The organism is Pararobbsia alpina (assembly GCF_965118125.1).
Classification (GTDB): Bacteria; Pseudomonadota; Gammaproteobacteria; order Burkholderiales; family Burkholderiaceae; genus Pararobbsia; species Pararobbsia alpina_A.
The window spans coordinates 1,062,608-1,085,776 of sequence record NZ_OZ221287.1 but is presented as its reverse complement, the minus strand read 5'-3'; the positions used below and the strand labels follow the sequence as shown (position 1 = coordinate 1,085,776).

21 protein-coding genes are annotated in these 23,169 nt (G+C 61.6%); 5 read left to right on the top strand and 16 right to left on the bottom strand.

Going from position 1 to position 23,169, the window contains the following annotated elements:
- Positions 1-57 precede the first annotated feature (57 nt).
- A complete protein-coding gene (locus ACMFWR_RS04630; protein ID WP_413193843.1) occupies positions 58-1,293 on the bottom strand; it encodes a CynX/NimT family MFS transporter in 1,236 nt (411 codons plus the stop codon).
- 106 nt (positions 1,294-1,399) lie between these two features.
- On the opposite strand from ACMFWR_RS04630, the gene ACMFWR_RS04625 reads away from it, so the two are divergent.
- Positions 1,400-2,218: an AraC family transcriptional regulator gene (locus ACMFWR_RS04625; protein WP_413193842.1), complete on the top strand. Its 819-nt coding sequence runs from the start codon at positions 1,400-1,402 to the stop codon at positions 2,216-2,218.
- 94 nt (positions 2,219-2,312) lie between these two features.
- Here ACMFWR_RS04625 and ACMFWR_RS04620 read toward each other — a convergent pair whose 3' ends face one another.
- Together ACMFWR_RS04620 and ACMFWR_RS04615 are read right to left on the bottom strand one after the other, a co-directional pair.
- Positions 2,313-2,609 (bottom strand): putative quinol monooxygenase, encoded by a 297-nt coding sequence (locus ACMFWR_RS04620; protein ID WP_413193841.1) that lies wholly within the window; start codon positions 2,607-2,609, stop codon positions 2,313-2,315.
- Positions 2,606-3,286, bottom strand: a complete 681-nt coding sequence (locus tag ACMFWR_RS04615) for a type 1 glutamine amidotransferase domain-containing protein (RefSeq protein WP_413193840.1) — start codon at positions 3,284-3,286, stop codon at positions 2,606-2,608. Before ACMFWR_RS04615 ends, ACMFWR_RS04620 begins: the two co-directional genes overlap by 4 nt.
- A 137-nt stretch (positions 3,287-3,423) precedes the next feature.
- Here ACMFWR_RS04615 and ACMFWR_RS04610 point away from each other — a divergent pair, with 137 nt between their 5' ends.
- Entirely contained in the window at positions 3,424-4,335 is a 912-nt protein-coding gene (locus ACMFWR_RS04610) for a LysR family transcriptional regulator (protein ID WP_413193839.1), read from the top strand.
- Positions 4,336-4,366: 31 nt separating this feature from the next.
- On the opposite strand, the gene ACMFWR_RS04605 is transcribed toward ACMFWR_RS04610, so the two are convergent.
- From ACMFWR_RS04605 to ACMFWR_RS04590, 4 genes are all read right to left on the bottom strand, one after another.
- Positions 4,367-4,891 carry a cupin domain-containing protein gene (locus tag ACMFWR_RS04605; RefSeq protein WP_413193838.1) on the bottom strand — a complete coding sequence of 175 codons (525 nt, stop codon included), beginning with the start codon at positions 4,889-4,891 and terminating at the stop codon, positions 4,367-4,369.
- Positions 4,892-5,014: 123 nt separating this feature from the next.
- Positions 5,015-6,985 (bottom strand): ABC transporter permease, encoded by a 1,971-nt coding sequence (locus tag ACMFWR_RS04600; RefSeq protein ID WP_413193837.1) that lies wholly within the window; start codon positions 6,983-6,985, stop codon positions 5,015-5,017.
- Positions 6,986-7,023: 38 nt separating this feature from the next.
- Positions 7,024-8,571, bottom strand: coding sequence for a sugar ABC transporter ATP-binding protein (locus ACMFWR_RS04595; RefSeq protein ID WP_413193836.1), 1,548 nt, complete (start codon positions 8,569-8,571; stop codon positions 7,024-7,026).
- Entirely contained in the window at positions 8,568-9,686 is a 1,119-nt protein-coding gene (locus ACMFWR_RS04590) for a sugar ABC transporter substrate-binding protein (RefSeq protein ID WP_413193835.1), read from the bottom strand. The genes ACMFWR_RS04595 and ACMFWR_RS04590 overlap by 4 nt, the downstream gene beginning before the upstream one ends.
- Before the next feature lie 426 nt (positions 9,687-10,112).
- On the opposite strand from ACMFWR_RS04590, the gene ACMFWR_RS04585 reads away from it, so the two are divergent.
- Positions 10,113-11,027 (top strand): 3-hydroxyacyl-CoA dehydrogenase family protein, encoded by a 915-nt coding sequence (locus ACMFWR_RS04585; RefSeq protein WP_413193834.1) that lies wholly within the window; start codon positions 10,113-10,115, stop codon positions 11,025-11,027.
- A gap of 142 nt (positions 11,028-11,169) precedes the next feature.
- Here ACMFWR_RS04585 and ACMFWR_RS04580 read toward each other — a convergent pair whose 3' ends face one another.
- The 5 genes from ACMFWR_RS04580 to ACMFWR_RS04560 form a co-directional block, all read right to left on the bottom strand.
- Positions 11,170-11,961, bottom strand: a complete 792-nt coding sequence (locus tag ACMFWR_RS04580) for an SDR family oxidoreductase (protein WP_413193833.1) — start codon at positions 11,959-11,961, stop codon at positions 11,170-11,172.
- Positions 11,962-12,010: 49 nt separating this feature from the next.
- Positions 12,011-13,009: an SMP-30/gluconolactonase/LRE family protein gene (locus ACMFWR_RS04575; RefSeq protein ID WP_413193832.1), complete on the bottom strand. Its 999-nt coding sequence runs from the start codon at positions 13,007-13,009 to the stop codon at positions 12,011-12,013.
- Positions 13,010-13,141: 132 nt separating this feature from the next.
- Entirely contained in the window at positions 13,142-13,882 is a 741-nt protein-coding gene (gene fabG, locus ACMFWR_RS04570) for a 3-oxoacyl-ACP reductase FabG (RefSeq protein WP_413193831.1), read from the bottom strand.
- A gap of 41 nt (positions 13,883-13,923) precedes the next feature.
- A complete protein-coding gene (locus ACMFWR_RS04565; RefSeq protein WP_413193830.1) occupies positions 13,924-15,273 on the bottom strand; it encodes an MFS transporter in 1,350 nt (449 codons plus the stop codon).
- A gap of 190 nt (positions 15,274-15,463) precedes the next feature.
- On the bottom strand, positions 15,464-16,438 hold the full coding sequence (locus ACMFWR_RS04560; RefSeq protein ID WP_413193829.1) for a 3-keto-5-aminohexanoate cleavage protein: 975 nt from the start codon (positions 16,436-16,438) through the stop codon (positions 15,464-15,466).
- Between the two features lie 141 nt (positions 16,439-16,579).
- On the opposite strand from ACMFWR_RS04560, the gene ACMFWR_RS04555 reads away from it, so the two are divergent.
- Entirely contained in the window at positions 16,580-17,608 is a 1,029-nt protein-coding gene (locus tag ACMFWR_RS04555; protein ID WP_413193828.1) for an AraC family transcriptional regulator, read from the top strand.
- Between the two features lie 81 nt (positions 17,609-17,689).
- Here ACMFWR_RS04555 and ACMFWR_RS04550 read toward each other — a convergent pair whose 3' ends face one another.
- The 4 genes from ACMFWR_RS04550 to ACMFWR_RS04535 all read right to left on the bottom strand — a co-directional run bounded on the left by ACMFWR_RS04550 (position 17,690) and on the right by ACMFWR_RS04535 (position 22,365).
- Positions 17,690-19,315: a methyl-accepting chemotaxis protein gene (locus ACMFWR_RS04550; protein ID WP_413193827.1), complete on the bottom strand. Its 1,626-nt coding sequence runs from the start codon at positions 19,313-19,315 to the stop codon at positions 17,690-17,692.
- A gap of 252 nt (positions 19,316-19,567) precedes the next feature.
- Positions 19,568-19,933: a response regulator gene (locus ACMFWR_RS04545; RefSeq protein ID WP_413193826.1), complete on the bottom strand. Its 366-nt coding sequence runs from the start codon at positions 19,931-19,933 to the stop codon at positions 19,568-19,570.
- Entirely contained in the window at positions 19,930-21,405 is a 1,476-nt protein-coding gene (locus ACMFWR_RS04540; protein WP_413193825.1) for an RAD55 family ATPase, read from the bottom strand. The genes ACMFWR_RS04545 and ACMFWR_RS04540 overlap by 4 nt, the downstream gene beginning before the upstream one ends.
- 303 nt (positions 21,406-21,708) lie before the next feature.
- On the bottom strand, positions 21,709-22,365 hold the full coding sequence (locus tag ACMFWR_RS04535) for a TetR/AcrR family transcriptional regulator (protein WP_413193824.1): 657 nt from the start codon (positions 22,363-22,365) through the stop codon (positions 21,709-21,711).
- Positions 22,366-22,469: 104 nt separating this feature from the next.
- On the opposite strand from ACMFWR_RS04535, the gene ACMFWR_RS04530 reads away from it, so the two are divergent.
- Positions 22,470-23,048 (top strand): hydrolase, encoded by a 579-nt coding sequence (locus ACMFWR_RS04530; RefSeq protein WP_413193823.1) that lies wholly within the window; start codon positions 22,470-22,472, stop codon positions 23,046-23,048.
- The last annotated feature ends 121 nt before the right edge of the window (positions 23,049-23,169 follow it).

Here is a 23,169-nt window from a genome sequence, read left to right as displayed (position 1 = left end):
CAGTGAACCGCTATTGAACCGCCTGAGAATCGTTTCTTAACCCGATAAACCGAAGCTTCACACCTCGGCGCCATGCTTTCGCTTCAAAACAGGCGTCATCGCGAGCGTCACCACGCTGACGATCAACAACGTCACGAACGAATAAGAAAACGCCCCGGTGTGGTCACGCAGATATCCGAATACAAACGGACCTAACGCGGCGATCAGATAACCGACAAACAACACCAGCATGGTCCATGCGTGTGCGTCTTCCGGTGTGTCGGCGAAGTCGAGCGGCAGTGTCATGCCCAACGCGAAACAGATTCCCTGACCGAACGCGATCAGCGCCACGAACACGACAGGGAATGAAGTCGGCGCGAACACCAGCCCCGCAAAGCCGATCGCCGTCATCCCGGTTCCGATCGCCAACAGGATTCGACGGTCCGGTGTCTTACGCGCCAGCGCGCCGGCAGCAAAGCTCCCTGCCGCCAGCAACAGCGTGAACGTGCCGAGCATCAGCCCACTCGGAATGCGACTCGCATGCACTTCAAAATTCCACGGTGCAATCCACGCTAAGCATGCGTAGGCGATGAACTGGCACAAGCCGAAGAAAATGGCGATCAGCCATGCCCGTCCGTGGGTCCACGGCAGTTTGATCGCGGCACGAGCGGTATTAGCGGTACTCGCGGTACGCGTAACCTGATGCGATGTGTTACCGGCATCCGCACTCAGTCTGCGACTCAGGCTCAGCCAGCTCAGAACCGCCGTCACGCCCAGAATGCACCATGTGCCAATGCCGATTCTCCAGCTGCCCGTCACGTTTGCGATCAGCCCCGTGCCTCCGGCCGCGACCGTCGCGCCGATGCTGAGTCCACCCGCATAGAGCCCCATAAACAGCGACGACTCATCAGCGAAGTGCTTCTTGATCCATCCGCCCATCAAGCCGCCCGCGATGGCGATACCCATGCCGACCATCGTCGTCCAGAAAAGCAGCGACGGTGTCGAATGGCTCAAGGCACGGCAGAACGTCGCCACGGTCAGCAGAAGCAGCGAAAACAATATCGTTCTGTCCACGCCCAGCCGTCGGCTGATGGCGGGTACGCAAAGCACAAACAAACCCATGCACACATCAGGGATCGACGTCAGCAGCGACGATTCAGAGTAGCTCAGCCCGAACGCGTGCTGGATCTGCGGCAACGCCGGCCCGATCGAAACGATCCCCGGGCGCAACGCAAACGACAGCACCAGCAGGCACGCAACGATGGCGAATCGTCCCGTATCCGCACGGCGGCTGGCAAAAGTAACGGAGTTCATGGAGTATTCCTCGTTAACACCACGCAACGGCCACGGCTCTGCTACCTAATGAGCCACGCCAGGCTTTGAGCGATCATAGGTTTCACGGCCGCACGAGGAAATCACGATGCCTGACAAGATTCGTCGCGGAAGTGACAAGCTGGGCCAGATGGGAAAGAGCATCGACCACACCGAGTATCAGACGGTGCCCCGGGTCATGACTGCCCTTGCGCGTGACGAGCCAACGGGTACGTACATCTCCCCGCACTCGCACCCGCGCGGTCAACTCCTCTATGCAACGACGGGCCTGATGCGTGCGGCGACGGAGTCCGGCATCTGGCTGCTGCCACCGCAACGCGGGCTCTGGATTCCGGCCGGCATCGTGCACGACCAGAAAATGCTGAGTCCGACTTCGATGCGCACGATCTATATCGAGGCCGAAGCGGCCCGGAGGCTTGGCGACACCTGCCGCACGATCGAGGTCAGCCCGCTGCTGAGGGAACTGATCCTCGCGCTATTGGCACAACCCATCGAATATCCGGCCGACGCCAGAAACGAACATATCGTCGCGTTGATCGCGCTCGAACTGGAAACCGCCAGGACGATGGACCTCGAAATTCCCTGGCCGCGGGATCGTCGTCTTGTCAGCATCTGCGAGGCGATTCTCGACAAGCCTCATGAGCCGATGACACTCGAGTACTGGTCAAAGATCGTGGGTGGCAGTTCGCGGACCCTGATCCGCCTGTTTATCAAGGAGACGGGGCAGACGTTTCGCCACTGGGTGCAGCAAGTCCGCCTCGCCGAAGCGCTGCGCAGACTCGAGAGCGGAGCCCCGGTCACCGAGATTGCGAACGACCTGGGCTACGCGAGCCCGAGCGCATTCGCAGCGATGTTCCGCCAGGCCATGGGACAGTCGCCGACGGATTACCTCGCCGCGAACGGATAAAGTAAAGCGGTCGCCACGCCGCCCGACACATGAGTGCGCAACGGCGTGACGACCTGCGGCAAGAACACGGCCTATCCCGGACACGAACCAACCGTCACGCGCGCAGCAGCTCCACCTGCCTGCCGGTCAGCATCGGAATGATGCGTCCGACGACAAGCTCCTGATAGTGAGCCGAGTTGCGATGGGCATCGATGGCCTCGGCGTCGCGATAGCGCTCGATCAGCAGCACCGTGCCGGTGTCTTCGGTGCTGCGGAACACTTCATAGCCAAGGCACCCTGGTTCGGCCAGCGAGTGCTGGCGCAGCGTGCTGACGATGTCGAGCACATCATTCACCTGGTCTTGCGCGACATGCCAGCGCGCGACGACGACAATCTGTTCCGATGCGTTCATCGTGTCACCCCCTGAAGTGCCTCGACCAGTGCTTCGCCGATTGCCGTACCGGAACCGGGGTTCTGTCCGGTGATCAAGCGCCCGTCGACCACGACCTTCGACTGCCACGGATCCGTCGACGAATAGTCGGCCCCCGCAGCGCGGAGCGCGTCTTCGAGCATGAACGGCACATCGGCCTTCGCATAGCCCTCCTCCTCAGCGTTCGAGAAGGACGTCAGCCGACGCCCCTTGACGAGCGGCGTGCCGTCTTCAAGTGTCACCCCGAGCAGCGCAACCGGACCGTGGCACACGGCCGAGACGATCTTGCCGGCGTTCCATGCCCGCAGCACGGCGCGCTTCACGTCCGGGTCGTTCGCGATATCGACCATCGGCCCCAATCCGCCCGGGAAGAAGATCGCGTCGTAGTCGAGCACATCGACTTCCGACAGCTTGCGGCTGTGGGCCATCCGGCGAATCGCCGCGCTCTGGCTGAATGCGCGCTGAACCGGATCGGTCTCGTCGTAGCCGTCGAACGGCGGGTTCCCGCCCAGCGGCGACGCGTACTCGACTGCGATGCCCGCCGCATCGAGCACTTCGAACGGATGCGCGACTTCGGGATAGAAGTAACCCGTGGCGCGCTTGTTGGGACCGATCTCTGCGGCGTTTGTCAAAATAAACAGCACATGCTTGACTGTCATGATGAGCTCCTTTGAGTATTCAGCTTCCCGCTCGGGTTGGTTTCTCACGGGGTTGAGTGAACTTTAAGGAGTGTTGGGCTGCGGCGGTAGATAGCTCCGGGTTGACGCATTGGCTCATCAAATTAGACAATCAGGACATGGACACCCTCCACCCGACCCTTCCCATCCTCGATGAACTCCGCGGGATGGCGATCTTCGCGACCGTCGTTCGCTGCGGCAGCTTTGCGGCTGCGGCCCGGTCGCTGGGTCTCACGCGTGCCGTCGTCAGTCATCACGTTCGCCTGCTCGAAGCCCATTTGGGCGTGCCGCTTGCGCAGCGAAGCACGCGCAGCTTCAGTCTGACGCCGGCCGGTCAGGCATTCCGGGTGCATTGCGAGCGCATGCTCGACGAGGCCGCCGATGGCTTGCGCAGCATGGAGCTGTTGCGTGCCGAGCCGCGGGGCGAAGTGCGCTTGACGTGCTCGCATCACTTCGGCACGAAATGGATACTTCCGGCGCTGGTGGCGTTCCGGCGGCGCTATCCGGCAGTCAATCTGCATGTAGCGATGTCGGACTCGAATGTGGATATCGTCCAGCACGGCGTCGAGCTGGCCGTGCGGGCCGGTCCGCTCGCGGACTCGTCGCTGCTTGCGCGTCCGCTGCTGCGCGAGGCCACGATGCTCTGTGCAGCGCCGGCCTATCTGCGCAAACAGGGTGCGCCGGCCTCGGTCGAAGAACTGGGTCGTCACCGATGGGTCGTCTATCCGCCGAGCCAGCGCAACGTCACTGTGCGCGTGGGCGAACAGAACGTGGATGTCCCCGTGCAGGGCGACATCGTCACCGATAGCGCGGCATCGCGCCTCGCTTTCGTGCTGGCCGGCGATGGCATCGCCAGACTGCCGGCCTACGATGCTGCGGCGCTCCTCGCTTCAGGTGATCTCGTACGTGTGCTTCCCGACGTTGAAACTGCACCGCTGGAAATCTTTCTCGTCCATTCGAAACGCATCGGGCCGAGTGCGAAACTGCTTCGCGACTTTTTGCTCGACACCGCGCATGAGGAACACGCATAGGGAACACGCGCGGGCCGTGTCGTGAAAGGTCCTAGCCTTTTGCGTCGACCAGCACCGCCATCAACAGCGCGTCTTCGGTTCCGCGATTGACCCATGCATGATTGGTGCCGCGCTGAACGACGCAATCGAGCGGCTGGAGGTCGACCTCTTCCTTGTCGAGCACCAGGGTGATCTGACCTTTGAGCAGGATGATGTAATCCGTCGTCTCGGTGGCATGCATCCCCGGGTCGCGACTCGTATCCGGCTGAGCACCGGACGCGTTCCAGCTTTTGAACAGGTCGCTCCAGATCTTCTGTTTTTCCTCGATCGAGAGATGGGCGCTGGCAGATTCCGGCGGGATCTGGAAGTAGCGGAACACCGTGCCGCGCGAGACCGGACCGAGACTCTTGGATGATGCACCCGCGTCGTCAGTTGTGGCATGCGTGTGGGGACCGCCCGCTGTGGTCCAAAGCTCCGTCAACAAGCCGATCGTATTCGTGGCGTGCCCATCCTTGAGCACGTAGGACTGCCCTGCTTCGTCGTTGTGCGTGACGATTCTGCGAACCGGAACCAACATGGCGTGTCTCCTGGATCGTGTTGTGGTCAACTTCGCGTTTTGCTAAACAGTTCCGCACGACCATTTGCCAGCGTCGGTCGCTGCGTCAGTCGCTGCGTCGGTCGCGGCCTCGATCGCCAGACGTCACGCGCGGCGCTTCTCCCGCATGGCCACCACGGCCAGCAGCACCACGGCGCCATAGACGATGCTCCGGGCGGCCGGAGGCAGCGTCGAACTCGATAACAAGGTCGCGAGCGCCGTGAGCATCAGCGCACCACCGAGCATCCCCGCGTAGTTGCCCCGGCCGCCTGTCATCAAGGTCCCGCCGACAACGACCACGGCAATCGAGGTCAGCAGATAGGGGTCTCCCATATCGTTGAACGCTTGCCCCGTGAACCCGCTCAACATCACGCCGACCAGGGCACTGCACAGACCACTCAACGCATACGTCGCGACAAGGATTCGCTTAACCGGCACGCCCGAAAACTCCGACGACACCGGGTTGCTGCCGACCGCAAAGAGCCGTCGTCCAAATACGGTCGAATGAACGACGAAATACGCGAGCACAACGAAGACTGCGAGAGCAAAGATCACGGGTGTCACGCCCAGGAGGCGCCCCGTCATCAGCCATCGCAAGGCGGGCGGAGCAAATCCGGTGGGTGCGCCATCGGTATAGACGAGCGCCGCGCCTTGCAGCATGCCGTTCATGGCGAGCGTCATGATCAGAGGCGAAATGCGCAAGTGCGCGACACCGAAGCCGTTGAGCGCACCGATACACGCGCCCAAGAGCAGAACCAGCGGTATCGCGATCGCGCCCGCTGCGTCGGAGCCGTTCGTCACACCCGTTAACACGACCCCTGCAAGTGTGATCGTGAACGGCACAGATAAGTCGAGCCCGCCGCTGAGTACCACCGCACCCTGCCCGAGCGCCAACACAGCGAGAAACGAGCCAAGAACCAGCAGCGACTGAAAGTACGCGCCGATGCTGATGCCTGCGTTGATGGCCAGCGTCAGGACCACGATCACCAGCAAGCCCACGAACGACGGCAACGCAATGCGCAGGGTGTCCATGCCGTAATGGATGCGCTGGCGCAGGCTCAGCGCGGGTACGGACGCCGAAGCAGCCGTGCGCACGCGGACGGCCGGCCGTCGCGGCACGCGCAAAGAAAAGCCATGCAAGGGATTGCGCAGATCCGATGAACCGAGCACGGCCAGGATCAGGATCGCACCCTCGACCACCGTGCTGTAGTACGTCGACACGTTAAGCACCAGCAACATGTTGGCGATCAGGGTGACGGAGAACGCGCCCGCTACGGTGCCCAGGCATCCGCCGCGCCCCCCACCGAGTGGCGTGCCACCGAGCACCACAGCGACGAAGATGGGCAGCAGCATGCCCGCACCGGCAAGCGGGTCTCCACCACCCGTCTGCGCGGAAAAGAACACGCCGGCAGCCCCGTAGAAGCATCCGGCCGTGACATAGACCCAGAATTTCACGGCGCGCGTCGGGATCGCCTTCAGATGCGCGGACGACTCGTCGCTACCCACGGCGTAGATCGCCGTCCCGAAGCGCGTCTTCCGGATGAGTAGCCAGATCAGCAGACCCACAGCAATCACGATCAAGGGCATCGGTACGTGTCCGCCCAGCACATCGCCGCCAAGCGCCGCAGTAAAGTCCTGCGGCACAGCGCCGCCCGGCTGCTTCATGATGAGCAGCGTGATGCCCTGTGTGATGAACATCGTCGCGAGCGTCACGACCACGGGCTGCAACCTGACATACGCCACAAAGAAGCCATTGACGGCACCCACCACGCCGCCCGCACCGATTGCGATCACCGCCCAGGCCAGGAACGAACCTGTGGAGTCGCCGACATGCGTGACGAACAAGCAATTGCTCAAGGAGAGCACCGCGCCAGTCGACAGATCCAGCCCGGCGCTCACGATCACGATCGTCTCGCCGATCGCGGCAAGCGCGAGACTGGCCGTGCTGGCGGCGGTCGAGCTCAGATCGCTATAACCGAATGGCTGTGCAAGGTTGATGTCGAGCGCAGCGAATACGAGCGCAAGGACCGCAAGCGCAACCCAAAGCCCCCGGTGAAGCCGAAAGTGAAAACGCATAGGTCGATAAGGACGATCGTGTCTCGCAAGCGAAGCCATCAGGCGTACTCCCCAGCCATAGGCGCATGCGCATGAGACGATGCGCCTCCGAGCATCGCGGCCGTGATTTCATGCACGGACGCGCGACGCCCATCCATCTCAGCCACGACCCGTCCCGCATACATCACGAGAATGCGGTCGCACAGATGCGCCACCTCGGGGACTTCCGTGGAGTGCAGCAGAATCGCCCCGCCGGACGACAGGTAGTCATGCATCACGCGATAGATCTCCACTTTCGCGCCGACGTCGACACCTCGCGTCGGATCGAACAGCAGCAATACACGGCTGTCGGCAAGCAGCCACTTCGCAATGACAAACTTCTGTTGATTGCCTCCGCTGAATGCCGATGCCGGCTCATACAGCGCACGCGGATTTCCGCTCACGCGTTGCAAGGCCTCGGAGACTGCGGCGGCTTCGGCCTTCTTGTCGATCCTTCCCCAGCGCGAGAACTGCGCGAGGGTCGGCAGCGAGATATTCGCGCGTCCCGACAGGTTGAGCGCCAGTCCCTCCGTCTTGCGTTCCTCCGGCACCAGGCTCAGGCCCACGTGCGCGGCGATCGCGTCCTGCGGAGAGCGGATCGTGACCGGCTTGCCATCGACCGCGATCGTGCCCGCCGTGCTTCGCTCGAGTCCGAATAGTGACTTGAAGAGCTCGAGCTGCCCCATGCCCTGCAATGCGACCACGCCGAGGCACTCACCAGGCCGGAGTTCGAACGAGACATCAACAAGGCGCTTGCCCGCGCCGAGCTTGTCGACCTTGAGGCGCGGTTGTGCCGTCGCCTCGGGAAGCGGAAGCCGCTGCGGAAATGCAGAGCCCAGCGTGCGCCCCATGATCAGGCGGAACACGTCATCGTCCGGGATCTCCGATGCATTGAAGGTGCCGACGCAACTTCCGTTACGAAGAATCGACAGGCTCGAGCACCATGCGCGCACCTCGGGCATGCGATGCGTGATCAGTACGATCGTGACACCTTGCCTGCTGCATTCGGCGATGCGTCGGCCAAGCCATTCAACGTCTTCGCTGGTGAGTGCCGAGGTCGGCTCGTCGAGCAGAAGCACGCTCGAATTGCGCGATATCGCATACGCGATCTCCAGCTTCTGGCGCACGCTCAGATCCAGTTCCTTGACGGGCATCGTCGGATCGATGTCGCCGAGCTCGAATTGATCGAGCAACGCCTGAGCACGCTTGAGGCACTCACGACCGCGCCGTATGCCGAAGCGCGATGGCTCGTCGGGCAAGAGCAGGTTCTGCGCGACGGTCAGATCGGGCACCTGCGACAACTCCTGGAACGCCGTGGCAATGCCGGCTCGCTGCGCGTCCTTGGGGCCGCCGAAACGGACGTCGGCATCCATGACACGGATCGTCCCTTCGTCAGGATGCGTCATCCCGCTCAGCACTTTGACGAGTGTCGACTTCCCCGCGCCGTTCTCTCCGAGAATGGCGTGAACCGCGCCGCGCCGGATCTGCATGCTGACGCGGTCGAGTGCGACGGTGGGACCAAAACGCCGGGTCACATCTTCAATCGCGATGGCGCAGGCGTCGTTCACTTCGGTTCCGGCTCGCGTTTGAGCGCAGCCGCGAGACCGGTCTCCGGCGTATCGGCGCTATAGATATTGGAGAACCAGCCCGGCGGCACGAGCGAAGGATCGAACGTGTTGCAGCCGTCCTTCATTTCTGCCCACGAGCCGGTTTTGCAGAGCTTCACCGTGTCGGGTGTGACTTCGACGAGCGGCATGACCGTCACTTTCGGCACAGTTCCGCCCTGCAGCACCTTGAGTGCGAGCTTGAGCGCCAACGCGCCGGCTGCCGGGTGGCTCTCGATCGAGATACCCGGTGCACCGTCCGGCACGTAGTCATCTTTGCCCGTCGTCTGGGTGCCGGGCTTGAGCATATTCACGCGCATGCCGTTCGTGCCTTCCGAACCACACGGCACGAGCTTGTCGGGCGATACGCCGGCTTCACGTTCCATCGACCACGAGACGTAACACGCGGCGCCACCCCAGATGCCGTTGATATCCGACCACTTGCGCGTCGACATGACCTCGGTCAGCGCCTTGCGAGCCACTGCGGCGGACCACATGCCGTTGGGCTCGGCAACGATCTTGATGTCCGGATACTTCTTGAAGACTTCATGCGCGGCATCGTTGCGCTCGGTATCGACGGTCGTACCGGGAACGCCGGTGATAAAGATCAGATTGCCTTTGTGGCCCATCTTATCGGCGACCCATTCAGCACTGTCCGTCGCGAGTTTCTTCTGGTCGGTGTAGACGTTGTACGCGCAGGGCTCGGTCACCTTCGAGTCATAGGCGAACACCACGACGTGCTTCGCGCAGGCATTCCTGATCGCCGTGTTCAGCGCGGTCGGCGAAATCGGATACACGATGATGGCGCTCGCACCGGCCTGGACCATCGCATTGATCTGCTGGATCTGGCGCTGCACATCCGTGCCGGCGATCTGCGTTTTCAGATCGACCTTGTCGCTGTTCGCCTTCGCCATGGCCTCGATCATGTTTTGCGCTTCGGTCTGCCAATCGTTTCCCGAGTAGCTCATGCTCAGGAAGATTTTGTATTTGTCTGCGGCGTGCGCTGTGCCAGGGATCGCAATCGCCACCGTCATGCAAAGGGCGCCTGCCACTACCAAGACCTTACGAAAGAGTCGCATCGATGTCTCCGTGTGTCGTTGTTCTTGTCGAATCGCTCACGGATGCTGCGCGCGCCGTGTGCATGCGATTCCCCTCGATCACGATCGATGAGGTACATCGATGGTACGAAGCGCTCACGCGACAAACGAGGTCATTTCCGGCCAGCAAAATGTCCGATGTGGACAGACTGCGTGCAAAGCTTTATTGGGCCTGGTTTTGATCACGGATCAGTGCTTTCCCTACAGCGATGCGCTTTGAATTAACAAGCCGCAGACATCTGCTATTAATGAACGAACGTGCGTTAAGGAAGGTCCATTCAGAGCGTCGCTCAGTGCATCGCAAAGGTCATCAGTAACGTCATCATTAAGGTCATCCATCAGATTGTCGTTACAGTCGTCGCTAAGGACATCCACGCAGGATCGTCTATTCACGAACAGGAGACAGCAGTGCAGAACACGTTGAACGTCGCGGTCATCGGCGCCGGGCTCATGGGCCATGGCATCGCGCAAGTCTTTGCCGCTGCGGGCCATCAAGTGGCCATCACGGATACGAGTGCCGAAGTGCTGGCGGCCGCGCCCGCGTATATCGCCCATAACCTCGAGCAGATGGGTCTGGCAACCGATCCGGTGCTCGCACGCATTGAGCGGTTCGATCAGCTCGCCGACACGGTCAGGCACGCGGACCTCGTGATCGAAGCAGCGTTGGAGAAAGTCGAACTCAAGCAACGGATCTTTGCCGAGCTTGCGAAGTTCGCGCCGGCTCACGCAATTCTTGCGAGCAACACCTCCGTGATTCCGATCATCGACATCGGCCTGAAGCTCGACGATGCGGCACGCTCACGTGTCGTCGGCACGCATTGGTGGAATCCGCCGCATCTGGTTCCGCTGGTCGAAGTCATCCGCACGCCGTTCACGTCCGACGAGGTGTTCGAGAAAGTATTCGGAATCCTGGAGAGCGTCGGCAAGTGCCCGGTGAAGGTCAACAAGGACGTGCCGGGATTTATCGGTAACCGTCTTCAGCACGCACTCTGGCGTGAAGCAATATCGCTCGTCGAGCGCGGCGTGTGCGATGCGCAGACCATCGACACCGTGGTCAAGCAAAGCTTCGGCATGCGGCTGCCGGTGCTCGGGCCGATGGAGAACGCCGATCTTGTCGGGCTGCCGCTCGCACAGGATATTCACCGGCTCGTGTTCCCGGACCTCGACTGTTCGAAAACGTCGTCACCGCTGCTCGACAAGCTGATTGCACAAGGGCATACAGGCATGCGCGCAGGTGCGGGATTCCAGACGTGGACGGATGAAGAAGCCAACGAGGTCCGGCGCAGGCTTGCCTTGCACCTGATCAAGGTCACCAGGGGGTGAAGCGACGCGCCCAGACCGTACGAGCCGCAGTTCGCGGCGGCCCGTGCGGACTCGTGCTCACTTGCGTGCTAGCGGACGTAACGCGACGCTGCTCCGCTGTCGCGCTTTGCCGTCCCGCGCGAGGTCGCAGCGTGCTCGTACACTACAGGTATTCGACGTTCCCGCAGACGCTGATCGCCTGACCCGAGATGTTGTGCCCCGCCGGCGAAGCGAGGAACAGCGCCATCGCTGCGATATCGTCGACGGTCACCATGCGTCGCAGAGAGATCTTGCGCAGATACTCGTCGCGCATCGCTTCGAACGTCACACCCGTCGATTCGGCTCGCGCGGCGATGACGCGGTCCATGCGCTCGCCCTGCACGACACCCGGCAGAATCGCATTGACGCGGATATTGCTCGGTCCGAGCTCGATCGCAAGCGACTTCACCAGGCCGACGATCGCCCATTTCGTCGACGAATACGGCGTGCGATACGCGTAGCCGAGTCGGCCCGCGACGGAAGAGATCGCGATAATGGCCGGCGCGTCCGAGGTTTCCTTGAGGATCGGAACGGCCTTGTTCAGGAAGTAGTACTGGCTGTTCAGGTTCGTCGAAATCGTCCGCTCCCAATCCGCGGCCGCGATGTTCTCGACTTCACCCGTTGGCCCTGCGATACCCGCATTGTTGATCAGGAGATCGAGGCCACCGAGTTTTTCGCGCGCGTCGTCGACAATAGCGTCGACTTGCTCACGCACTGCCACGTCGGCGACACCCGTATGCAATGCCGGGTTCTTCTGCTTCAATGCTTCGAGCGCCGACGGCACCACATCGCAGACATAGACGTTTGCGCCCGCCTGCAGGAACGCCTCCGCCATGGCAGCACCGATGCCCGCTCCCGCACCGGAAATCAGCACGCGAAGTCCGGGTCTGGGTTTGAGCAGTTCAAACGTATTCATGCTTCACACCATTCAGGCTAGTCAGATAAAGAAATTCCCGCCGGCGCGCTTACCAATGGACCATCGGCAAACCGGCGACGGGTGATTCGAAATACGGCACGTAGCTCTTCTTCAAGCTGCCGAGATAGACGGTCTTGAGATCCGGGCCGCCAAACGTAACGCTTGTGATCCAGGTCGCAATATTGCCGCCCGTGGCACCCATCACATCCCCGGGCACCACTTCACCCGTCGCAAACGCGGCTTCGAAGCGGGCCGTCGCATCCTTGTCGCCGTCGTCCATCAAGGTCAGCACATCACCATTCGGTTCGATCGCGACGATACGGTCCGAAAAAATCATCGCGCACCACAGGTTGCCGTAGGCATCGAATGCAATGCCGTCAATGAGTCCCACACCCAGATCACTGGGCCCGTAGGTTTCGCGCGGGCCTAACGTGCCGTCGTCCAGCACCCTGAACCGGCTGACGCGCTTGCCCGTGGTCTCCGCAACATAGAGAAATTCTTCGCGTGCATCGAGGCGCACTTCGTTCGTGAATGCGAGGCCGTCGGCCACGACGCGCGCACCGCGCTCATCGATCAGCACGATATAGCCGTCGGCGAGATTGTTGCGAATCGCATTGGGCCACGGATTGACGCACGTCGAGACCGTCACCCACAGCCGGTCCTTGCGATCCCGAAGCACGAAGTTGACCTTGCCCATCGGCTTGCCGTCGATGCGGTCGAGCAGCACGCTCAGGTCGCCCTTGCGCGTGAGCATTTCGACCTTGTCGGTGCCGATGTTTGCGATGATGACATTGCCCTGTTTGTCGAACGCCAGACCGTTCGGCAATGAACCGCTGGTCAGCCCGTCGCTCGCGCCCGGCTGTGCCGCGTCCTTCGGCAACACCAGCGTCTGTTCGCCGTTCGGTAACAGATGCACCAGACCGCCACGCGCATCCGCTGTCCAGATCGATCCGTCGCGTTCGGCGAGAATGCACTCGGGACGTTTCAGGTCCTTCCCAATGGTCTTGATGGCCGATGCGTCGACTACAAAATGCTTGAGCGGATTCATCTGTCGTCTCCATGACACCCTCGCCCGACGTCGAGAAGGGACAATTTTTTGCGTGCCGCCTGTTTCGCTGATTACGCCGCATGCACCGAATGCGTCGATTACGCGTTCAGGACCTGCGCTCGCGCATCGACACTACAGCGTCATCCCGCCAGACGCCTCGATCACGGCACCATTGATATAGCTGGCTTCGTCGCTCGCCAGAAAGGCGTAGATGTTCGCGATCTCTTCAGGCGTGCCGAGCCGACGCAAGGGTACCTGGCTTCGCATCTTGTCGAGCACTTCGTCGGGCACGGTCGACAGAATCGGCGTATCGATAAAGCCCGGTGCAATCGCGTTGACGCGGATGCCCTTCGGACCGAGTTCGCGACTCCACGTCTTCGTAAAGCCGATCACGCCAAACTTCGCAGCCGCGTAGTTCGTCTGACCGTAATTGCCATAGATACCCACCACCGAGCTTGCATTCAGGATCACGCCCGATTCCTGGCTGACCATGCAATCGACGACGGCCTGCGCTGCATGGAAGACGCCTCGCAGATTCACGTCGATCACATCATCGAACTGCTGCAGTGTCATCTTCTGAAGCCGCGCGTCGCGCGTGATGCCGGCATTGTTGACGAGGATGTCGATGCGCCCGAACTGCCTCTGCACCTGCTCGACCATCTCCGACACCGCTTCGCGATTCGCGACATCGATGGCGTACCCCGCTGCAGTCGCACCCGCATCCCGGCAAGCGTCCACCACCGCGGATACCGCCAGCGCGTTCAGATCGCACACCGCCACCACCGCGCCTTCGCGTGCGAACTTGAGTGCGGTTGCGGCACCGATGCCCTGGCCCGCCCCCGTGATGATGGCCACTTTACCTTCGAGTCTCATTGCTCTTACACCCTGGTGAATATTGACGTTGAATCAAGCGCTCAGGCCCGTGCGTTGAGCACGCGGTTGCCCGCACCGGCCGGATGATCCGCGGCTCGAATGGCCCTGGCCAGCAGCGGAACCAGACACAGCCCGAGGATCGACGCGACGACGACGACATTGAAGCCCGCGTCGCTGCGCCCTGTCATGGTCTCTGCGAGGCCGAAGAGGTAAGGCCCGACAAAGCCGCCCAGCAGTCCGACCGTGTTGATAAATGCCAACCCGGCCGCAGCCTGGATGCCCTGAAGCCGCTTCATCGCGACGTGCCAGTAAGACGGCAGAATCCCGCCAGCGAAGAAACCGGTCACGGCAAGCAAGACGATCTGCACATCCTGATTGCCGCTCGATGCCATAAACGCCAATGCGCTCGCGACCAGGCCCGCCGTCAGTACGCCGAGGAACATGCAGCCACTGGTCAGACGACGATGAATGCGCGGCAGCAGCAGCACACCAATCAGGAAGCCGATACCCACGCTGCTCGACAGCACGCCGACAAGCAGCGGCGACCTCACATGCATCTGCGCAACGATCGACGGCGTGAAGAAGTAAAGCCCGACGAACGCGACCTGATTCAGAAAGTAGATGAGCGCGATGAGCAACGTCGTCGGTCGCTTGACGGCTGCAACCCAGTCCGACGAGAACAGCTCGACGTGACCATGTGTATCGATGACCGCGTGCTTCTCGAGCGTTTGTGCCTCTTGCGTTGAGAGCCACTTTGCATCGGTCGGCCGATCCGGCAGCACGAAGAACAGCACGACGCCGTACAGGATGGTCGGCAGGCCTTCGAGCAAGAACATCCATTGCCATCCGTGCAAGCCGCCAACACCGTCGAATTGCATCAGCGAAGCGCCGAGCGGTGTTCCGAGGCTCAACGCCACAGCGGGCGCCGTATAGATCCAGCCGACCACGATCGCACGGTCTTTCGGCGCGAACCAGAGCGTGACCATATACATCAGCGCCGGAAAGAGCCCTGCTTCAGCAATGCCGAGCAGCACGCGCAGCGCGTAGAAGGACATATTGCCCTGGACGAACATCATCGCGGTCGACAACACGCCCCACGTCACGGCGATTCGCGCGATCCAGCGACGCGGCCCGAAACGGTGTGCGGCAAGGTTGCTCGGCACTTCGAGCAAGGCGTAACCGATAAAGAAAATCCCCGCGCCAAGTCCATACGCCGCGGCGCTGATACCGAGGTCGGCGGCCAGATGGATCTTGGCCAACGCGACGTTGGTGCGGTCGATAAACGACAGGAAGTAAATGGCGACCATCAGCGGAATCAACCGCATCATGGCCTTGCGTGTCGCAAGCCGATGCGCCTCGGCCATTACAGGGTCTACGGTAGTGGTACTCATGATGTCTTTGTCTCTGTTCGCACTCTGCGATGTCGTTGTTATGTGTAGCCCGTGAGGCGTTCTCACGGCGCGGCATGGCGGCCGCTTCAAATCTACGATCAACGTCATGCGTCGGATCAAGCCCTCCGGCGGAAGCGCATGACAATCGAAGCCTGCGCGCGACGATTCAATACGCCGCGCGCCGAGTTCGTTACAGCGAGACCTTGTCGCGGCCTTTCAATCCGAGCATGGCTCGCGCATCTGCCGGCGTGGCAATCTCGAACGACAGCTCTTCGAGAATCCGGCGGATCTTGCTGACTTGCTCGGCATTGCTTTTCGCCTTGACGCCCTTCGACAGATAGACACTGTCTTCGAGGCCCACGCGAACGTTGCCGCCGAAAATCGCGCCCATGGTCACGAGCGGCATCTGGTGACGGCCCGCGGCGAGAATCGAGAAGTGGTAGTTCTCGCGCCCGAACAGACGGTCTGCGGTCGAGCGCATGACCGATACGTTCTCGGGGTCGGCGCCGATACCGCCGAGAATCCCGAACACGGACTGGATAAAGAACGGCGGCTTGATCAGCCCCTGATCGATGAAATGCGCGAGGCTGTAGAGGTGGCCGACGTCATAGCATTCGAACTCAAAGCGCGTGCCGTAGTCGTCGAACTCGGTCAGGATGTTTCGGATGTCCCGGAAGGTGTTCCGGAAAATCATGTCTTCCATCCCTTCCAGATAGTCCTTTTCCCAATCGAAGCGCCAGGACGGGATCTTGGCCGCGATCGGATGCAGCGAGAAATTCATCGAGCCCATGTTCAGCGAACACATCTCGGGCTTGGCGACGCGTGCGTAGGCAAGGCGCTCGTCGAGCGTCATCCGCGTGCTGCCACCCGTCGAGATATTGATCACGGCATCGGTCTGCTGCGCGATCGCGGGCACGAACTGGCGAAACACGTCGGGAGACGGTGTCGGGCGCCCATCTTCGGGGTTGCGTGCATGCAGATGAAGAATCGCGGCGCCAGCCTCGGCGGCCTCAAGCGCTTGTGTGCGGATCTCATCAGGGGTGATCGGCAAATACTCCGACATCGAAGGCACATGGGCCGACCCCGTGACGGCACACGAAATAATGACTTTGCGATCTTTGGCGGCGCGCTCTTGCGTCGGCGCGTCTGTGATGGAACGGCTCATGCTGTCTCCGGATAGTCGTGAGCCGTCCGATCATCAGACGGACTCATCTCTTGTGCCGTCGATAGTAGTGCGATAGGCTCGCGTTTATAAGGTTATTTTCGGACAAGAGAATGTCCCATGCGGACATGGTGCGGAGGTGCAATGTCATCGAGATATCCGCTGCTTAACGAGCGCATCTACGCGCCGTACAAGATCGCCGCTTTAGTCGAGGTCCTCGCGGAGCAAGGCATCCCCGCGGAGAAGAGTCTTGACGGCAGCGGCATCGAACCCGATCAGATCTACGATGCGTCGGTCATGACGTCGGTCCGTCAGTACATGACCGTATGCCGCAATGCGATCGAACTGTCGACGGATCCGGCCACGCCGTTCAAGACGGGCTCGCGCCTGCATCTCGCCGCATATGGCATGTATGGCTATGCGCTGATGTCGTGCCTGTCGCTGCGCGACTACTTCCGCCTCGGCGTGAAATACCATCGTCTTGCGACGCCGACGCTCATCATCGAATGGACCGAATTCCCGGACCGCGCGGTCTGGACGTTTCCGAATGCGTTCGCTTCAAACCCTTCGCGTGAAGTGCAACGGTTCTTGCTCGAGCAGCAATACACGCAGCACGTCAATCACTTGCAGGATGTCGCGGGACACACCAGCCCGCCGATGCTCGCGCGGTTTTCTTATCCGGCGCCGGCGCATGCATCGATCTATTCCGAGTATCTCGGCTGTCCGTGTGAATTCGACGCCGAGCAGTGCGAGCTGGTCTACGACAGCGCGATCCTCGAGCAAAAGCCTCAGCTCGCTCACAAGCATTCCGCGGCCATGCTGCAGGAAACGTGCGACCGCCTGATCGGACAGTCGAAGACGTCGGTCGGTGCGTCGGGCGAGGTGTATCAGGTGTTGATGAGCAAGCCCGGTGAGTTTCCGGACATGGAACGCGTCGCGGCGACGCTGAAGATGACGAGTCGTACGCTACGGCGCCGGCTCGAGTCGGAGGGAACGTCGTTCCTCGCGATCCTCGACGATGTCCGGTCGTCTCTCGCGATGGAGTATCTGAGAACGACCAAGTTGACGACCGAGGACGTCGCGATGTTGCTGGGTTTCAGCGACACCGCCAACTTCCGTCGCGCATTGAAGCGCTGGACGGGGAAGGCGGCGACGGAGATCAGGGAGCAGTAGCGTTACAGCCCTTCAGGGCTGCGGCGCCACGGGCACGCCGGAATCTCGGCCTGCGGCAGGCGCGAGTCGGGCAACTCGAGTTCAATAACCGACTGCCGTTCGCAGGCCTTGTCCAAACGATGCACGCTGTGCCGAAGTCTGCGCGGCGCCCGAACCGGGGTTCGAGACGCGGAAGGTGTTGACCGCATCACGCAATTCATTTGCCTGCTCCTCAAGCGATTTGGCAGCCGCGGCGGCTTGTTCGACCATCGCGGCGTTCTGCTGGACAGCTTCGTCCATATGGGTGATGGCGAGATTCACTTGCCCGATTCCGGTGCTCTGCTCTTCAGAGGCGGCGGAGATCTCGCCCATGATGTCGGTCACGCGGCGCACGGCTTGCACGACCGACTCCATCGTCGTGCCCGCCTGCTCGACGAGCGATTCACCGTCGTGCACTTGCTGAACCGAGTTTTCGATCAGCGACTTGATTTCCTTCGCGGCATCGCCACTGCGGCGAGCCAGTGAACGCACTTCGCTTGCGACGACCGCGAAACCGCGGCCTTCTTCGCCGGCACGCGCAGCTTCCACAGCGGCATTCAGCGCGAGGATGTTCGTCTGGAATGCGATGCCTTCGATCACGCCGATGATGTCGACGATCTTCTTCGAGCTCGCCGAGATGTTGTGCATCGTGTCGACGACCTGTCGCACCACCGTGCCGCCTTCGAGTGCAATGTCGGAGGCGTTGGCTGCCATCTGGCTCGCCTGGCGCGCGTTGTCGGCGTTCTGTTTGACCGTCGCGGTCAGCTCCTCCATGCTCGACGCGGTTTCCTCGAGCGAAGCCGCTTGTTGCTCGGTGCGGCCCGACAGATCGTCGTTGGCTGCTGCGATTTCCTGCGACGCAACCGTGATCGCGTCCGTGCCCATACGAATGCGTGAAATCGTCGATGCGAGCGTCTGCTGCATGCGGCTCATCGAGAAGAGCATCGAATGCTCGTCGCTGCCGTTGAGCGCCACGGTGCCCGTCAGGTCGCCGCCCGCAATCGTTTCAGCGATCTGGCCGGCATAGTCCGGTTCGCCGCCCAGGCTACGCCGCACGCTGCGAATGATCAGCATCATGGCGACGGTGATCACGCCGCCGATCACGAGGACCGTCAGCAGGTACTGCACGAGCATGGAGTAGAACGCGGCGCTGACGTCGTTCAGATAGAGACCGGATTCGATGTACCAGTCCCACGGCTTGAATTGCTTGACGAAGGTGACTTTGGGCGCGGGCACCGTGCTGTTGGGCAGGCGGCCGACGTAATCGACGTAGCCTTCGCCGTGGGTCTGGGCGACCTGCACCATTTCGACAAACAGCACCTTGCCCGAGGCGTCCTTATAGGCGCTGACGTCCTTATGCCGGAGATCGGCGAGCGTCGGATGCATCAGGACCGTCGGATGCGAGTCGGTAATAATGAAGTAACCGTTCCCGCTGAAGCGCATGACGCTCAGGCGCTCCATGGCTTGCTTCTGCGCCTCGTCGACGCTGAGTTCATGGCGTTCGGCGCGGCCCGCGTAATCGGCGACCACGCCGTATCCGCTTTCGACCACTTGCTTGATCGCCGCCTTGCGCTCGTCCAGCATGGTCGAACGAGACTGGAATGCGGCCCAGCTCCCCAACACGATCAGCCCGACCCACATGACTGCCAAAGCTGACCACAGCTTTGCATTCAGACTCAACCGATTCAATTCAGTCCCCTTCGCCAGCGTTCCGCGAACGCTTAATACGCTTATTTCACTTCGGCTTTCGTCTGCCTTCACCTGGTGTAACGGCGTGCACAAGCGACGGCTTTAGAGAAAGCTCCGTGAATTTTTAGCGACTCTGACTGAGGAATGGACCCGGCAAGCGTATAGGCCGCGGCTAATGCGGCTCGCTTGCAAATCGATAGGGATAAATGCTTAGGGAATGATGCAACGCACAGGCGAAGAAGACGACGTCGGTTACGACTCGCCGCGCGCCGCGATCAGTCGGCGCACGATGTCGACAAGCGCGTCCATGGACACGGGCTTGCGCAGGAACACCGCGTTGGGATGCGGCACGGAAGGTTCGTGCCACGCTGCACTGGCCAGGATCAACGGGATCACGGCCAACGCGGGGTCTTTAGCCAGCATCCTGCACAGCTCGAGGCCGTCCATCACCGGCATCATCCAGTCGGTGATGATGAGGTCGGGCGGCGTGCTGCGCGCGATCTCGAGTCCGATTTTTCCGTTCGGCGCGGTCAGCACCGTAAAGCCTTCGAGCTGAAGCACCATTTGCCACGTGGTCAGGATGTCGAACTCATCGTCGACCACAAGGATCACTTTCATTGCGAGTGTCCCGGCGGCGCCGTCACGACGGCAACGCTTTGACCCGAGAGCAGCCCGCTGACGCCGACAAAACTGTCGGTCACCCTGAGGCCGGACGAGTCGATCGTCAGCGCCCGAATCGACGGATCGTGTGCGCTTTCGCGCAGCTTGATCACCGAAATCAGCCGCTGCATGCGCGCGCCCGCTTCGACATAGCGCATCAGCACGATGTTTTCCGTCATGGCCGATGCACGCAGCGGATTCGATTGAATCGACTCGGCCCACAACGGCAGTTCTTCGGTCATCAACGTCGTGACGCCGGCTTCACGTAACCGGTGCGTGAGCGCGTTGAGGAACAACCCAATCCGGTCGGAGCGCAATGCGGAGTCGCGAAACGCTTCGACGCCATCGATCACGAGTCTCGATGCCTTGACGTTGACGACGGTGTTCAGCAACTGATCGGCGAGTTCGTCGATCGCCTGCTCGATCGCGGGGTGCCATTGCACGATAAATCGCCCGTCGGCCATCGCTTCGTTCAAGTCGATGCCGACCGATTCGGCTTTGCCGAGCAAACGTCCCGGTGATTCGTAGAAACCGAAATACACGCACTTTTCGCCCTTGCGCACGCCGGCTTCCATAAACTTGAGCGCGAGCAGCGTCTTGCCGATCCCTGACGGCCCGAGCAATGTCGTCGTCGAGCCGCGCACCAGGCCGCCGCCGAGCATCTCGTCGAAACCAGGTACCGCGAAACCGGAACGCGTCTTGAGGTCGGGCAGGCCCGGCGGATCGGTTTCCATCGACTCGATCCGCGGAAACGCGACGAGGCCGTGATCGGTGATCTTGAAGAAGTGCTTGCCGAGAAGGTGATTGCGCGAACGCAACTTGTGCACTTCAACTTCACGCGAACGCCGCATGCCGACACTGATCCGGTTGAGTTCGATCAGCCCGTCGACCAGTGTGTGTTCGGGGCGCGGCTCATTGCCCGAGAGCGGTGCGAGCAGCAGTGTCGTGCAGTTCGCCGCAGTGACCAGCGCATTGAGTTCGTGGATGAACTGCGAGAGTTGCAGATCGGTCGAGCTGAATTCGCGCGCGCTTCGGAACCCATCGACCACGAGCAGTGCGGGACGGTGCGCGCGCAGCGTGGTGGCGATCACACGCAGAAAGCCATTCAGGCCCGCGGTCATCAGCTCGTGGTAGCCGCTCACGAACAAAAGTTGGTCAGAAATCGCGCGCTCGTCGTAAAACGACAGCGGCTTCAGATGCGCGAGTAATTTCGAATGCGATTCGGCGATCAGCGTCATGTAAAGCACGCGCTCGCCCTTCTTGATCCGGTGAAATGCGATCTGGCTCGACAGAATGGTTTTGCCGGCGCCGGCCATGCCCTCGATCAGATACAGGCCTCCGGCGACGAGCCCGCCGCCGAGGATGTCATCGAGACCCTTCACGCCCGTCGTTATCGGGCCAGGAGAGGTTTCCGCACCGTCGTTTGTCATGATTGTGTGTTCGGTCGTTCAGGCTCGAATCGCGCGGCAACGTGTGGCGCGATCGTTCGGGACACTGGCTCCGTCCGCCCTCGCCGCCCATGCGCCCGGGCCATCGTTTGTCAGCAAGTCAATCCGGCCGGAGTATAGCTGCAAGCAAGATTCGCACGAAGCGCCCGATCCGACGCACATCGGCCCGCGTCGGGGCTCAGCGGGCCGAGTGCAATCGCATCGCATACAGTTCCGGTTCAAGATTGCCACGTTTTGCAGAAGTTACGTGCGCACATGTCGGGCGGTACGCTCACGCTGCCCGGATCATTTTTCCTGCGGTCCGATACAGCTCCGCAATGCGTGCTCGACGAGATGCTCGAGTTCGACAAGCGCGGCATCGCGATTCTCAAATCCTTCATCGCCGTTGATCGCGACCGCGGCCTTCATCAAGTGCTGGACCACGCCTGCGCGCGCGTCTGCCTGTACGGCGGTCTGGCCCGGTGCAAACGCCAGCAGCACCGCTCCGATTTCCGCACGGATACGCCCGCGGATGCCGCCCGAGCCCGGCACCACGCTGCCATAGCCTTCCGACAGCATCGCGAAAGCAGGATGCTCGCCGCGGAACCGGATAAAAGTCCGCGTGAGTCTTGCTGCAAAGCCGGCGATCGCCGAGCCTTCCAGCTCCGATGCCTCGTTGCGCAACTGGTGCAGACGCTCCATCAACGCCTCGACGTAGCGCTGAAGCAGCGCCTGTGCAATTTCATCCTTGGTCGGGAAAAACTGATAGAGCGAGCCGATCGACGACCCGGCGCGCGCGGCAATCGCCGTCATGGTGGCTGCGTCGTAGCCCTTCTCCGCAAACACCTGCCCTGCGGCTTCGAGCAAGGCGGCCACGCGCGCGCGCCCGCGCTCGCGCTGCGGCGCCTTGGCGCGCGCCGGTGTGCCGACCTCGATCGTGTCACTTGCATTTTGTGAGGACATGCTCATATACTCCAATACGAGGCCACCCTCATATTAATACGTGCTGCGTGCTGTTTTTCGTGCCGCTTTATTTGCCGCCCCTTCCGGGGCAAAGGTCCATCTTTATGCAAAACCTCGATCCTCGCACAACAGCGCTCGTTCTGATCGACCTTCAGAAAGGCATTCTGCCGTTCGCGAAAGGCCCGCGCTCCGGACAGGAAGTCGTCGACGCCTCGGCCCGCCTCGCAAAACGGTTTCGCGAACTCGGCGGCCTCGTCGTACTCGTACGCGTGGGCTGGCATGACGACTATGCGGATTCGCTGCGTCAGCCGGCCGATCAGCCGACGCACCTGAAGCCCGGCATGCTGCCCGAGAACTGGCTCGAGTTCGCGGACGGTCTCGACGTGAGCCCGAAGGACATTCAGATCGTCAAGCGCCAATGGAACGCGTTCTTCGGCACGGAACTCGATCTGCAACTGCGCCGCCGCGGCATCAAGACCATCGTGCTCGGCGGTATTTCGACCAATATCGGCGTGGAATCGACCTCGCGCTCGGCCTATGAGCTTGGCTACGATCAGGTGCTCGTCGAGGACGCCATGTCCGCGGGGGCGACCGACCATCACGAGGCATCGGTGAAGTTCATCTTCCCGCGCGTCGGCTTCGTGCGAAACACCGACGAAGTCATTGCGGCGCTCGGCGCATAAAGCCGACGCGAGTGCGCGGCTGGGGCGGAAACCTGTGAGGCCAATCCGCCAGCCGCTTCAGCAACGGTCCCGGCCACGCCCCGAGTAGCGACCGGGGCGATCACGCTGCGTGGTCTACTGA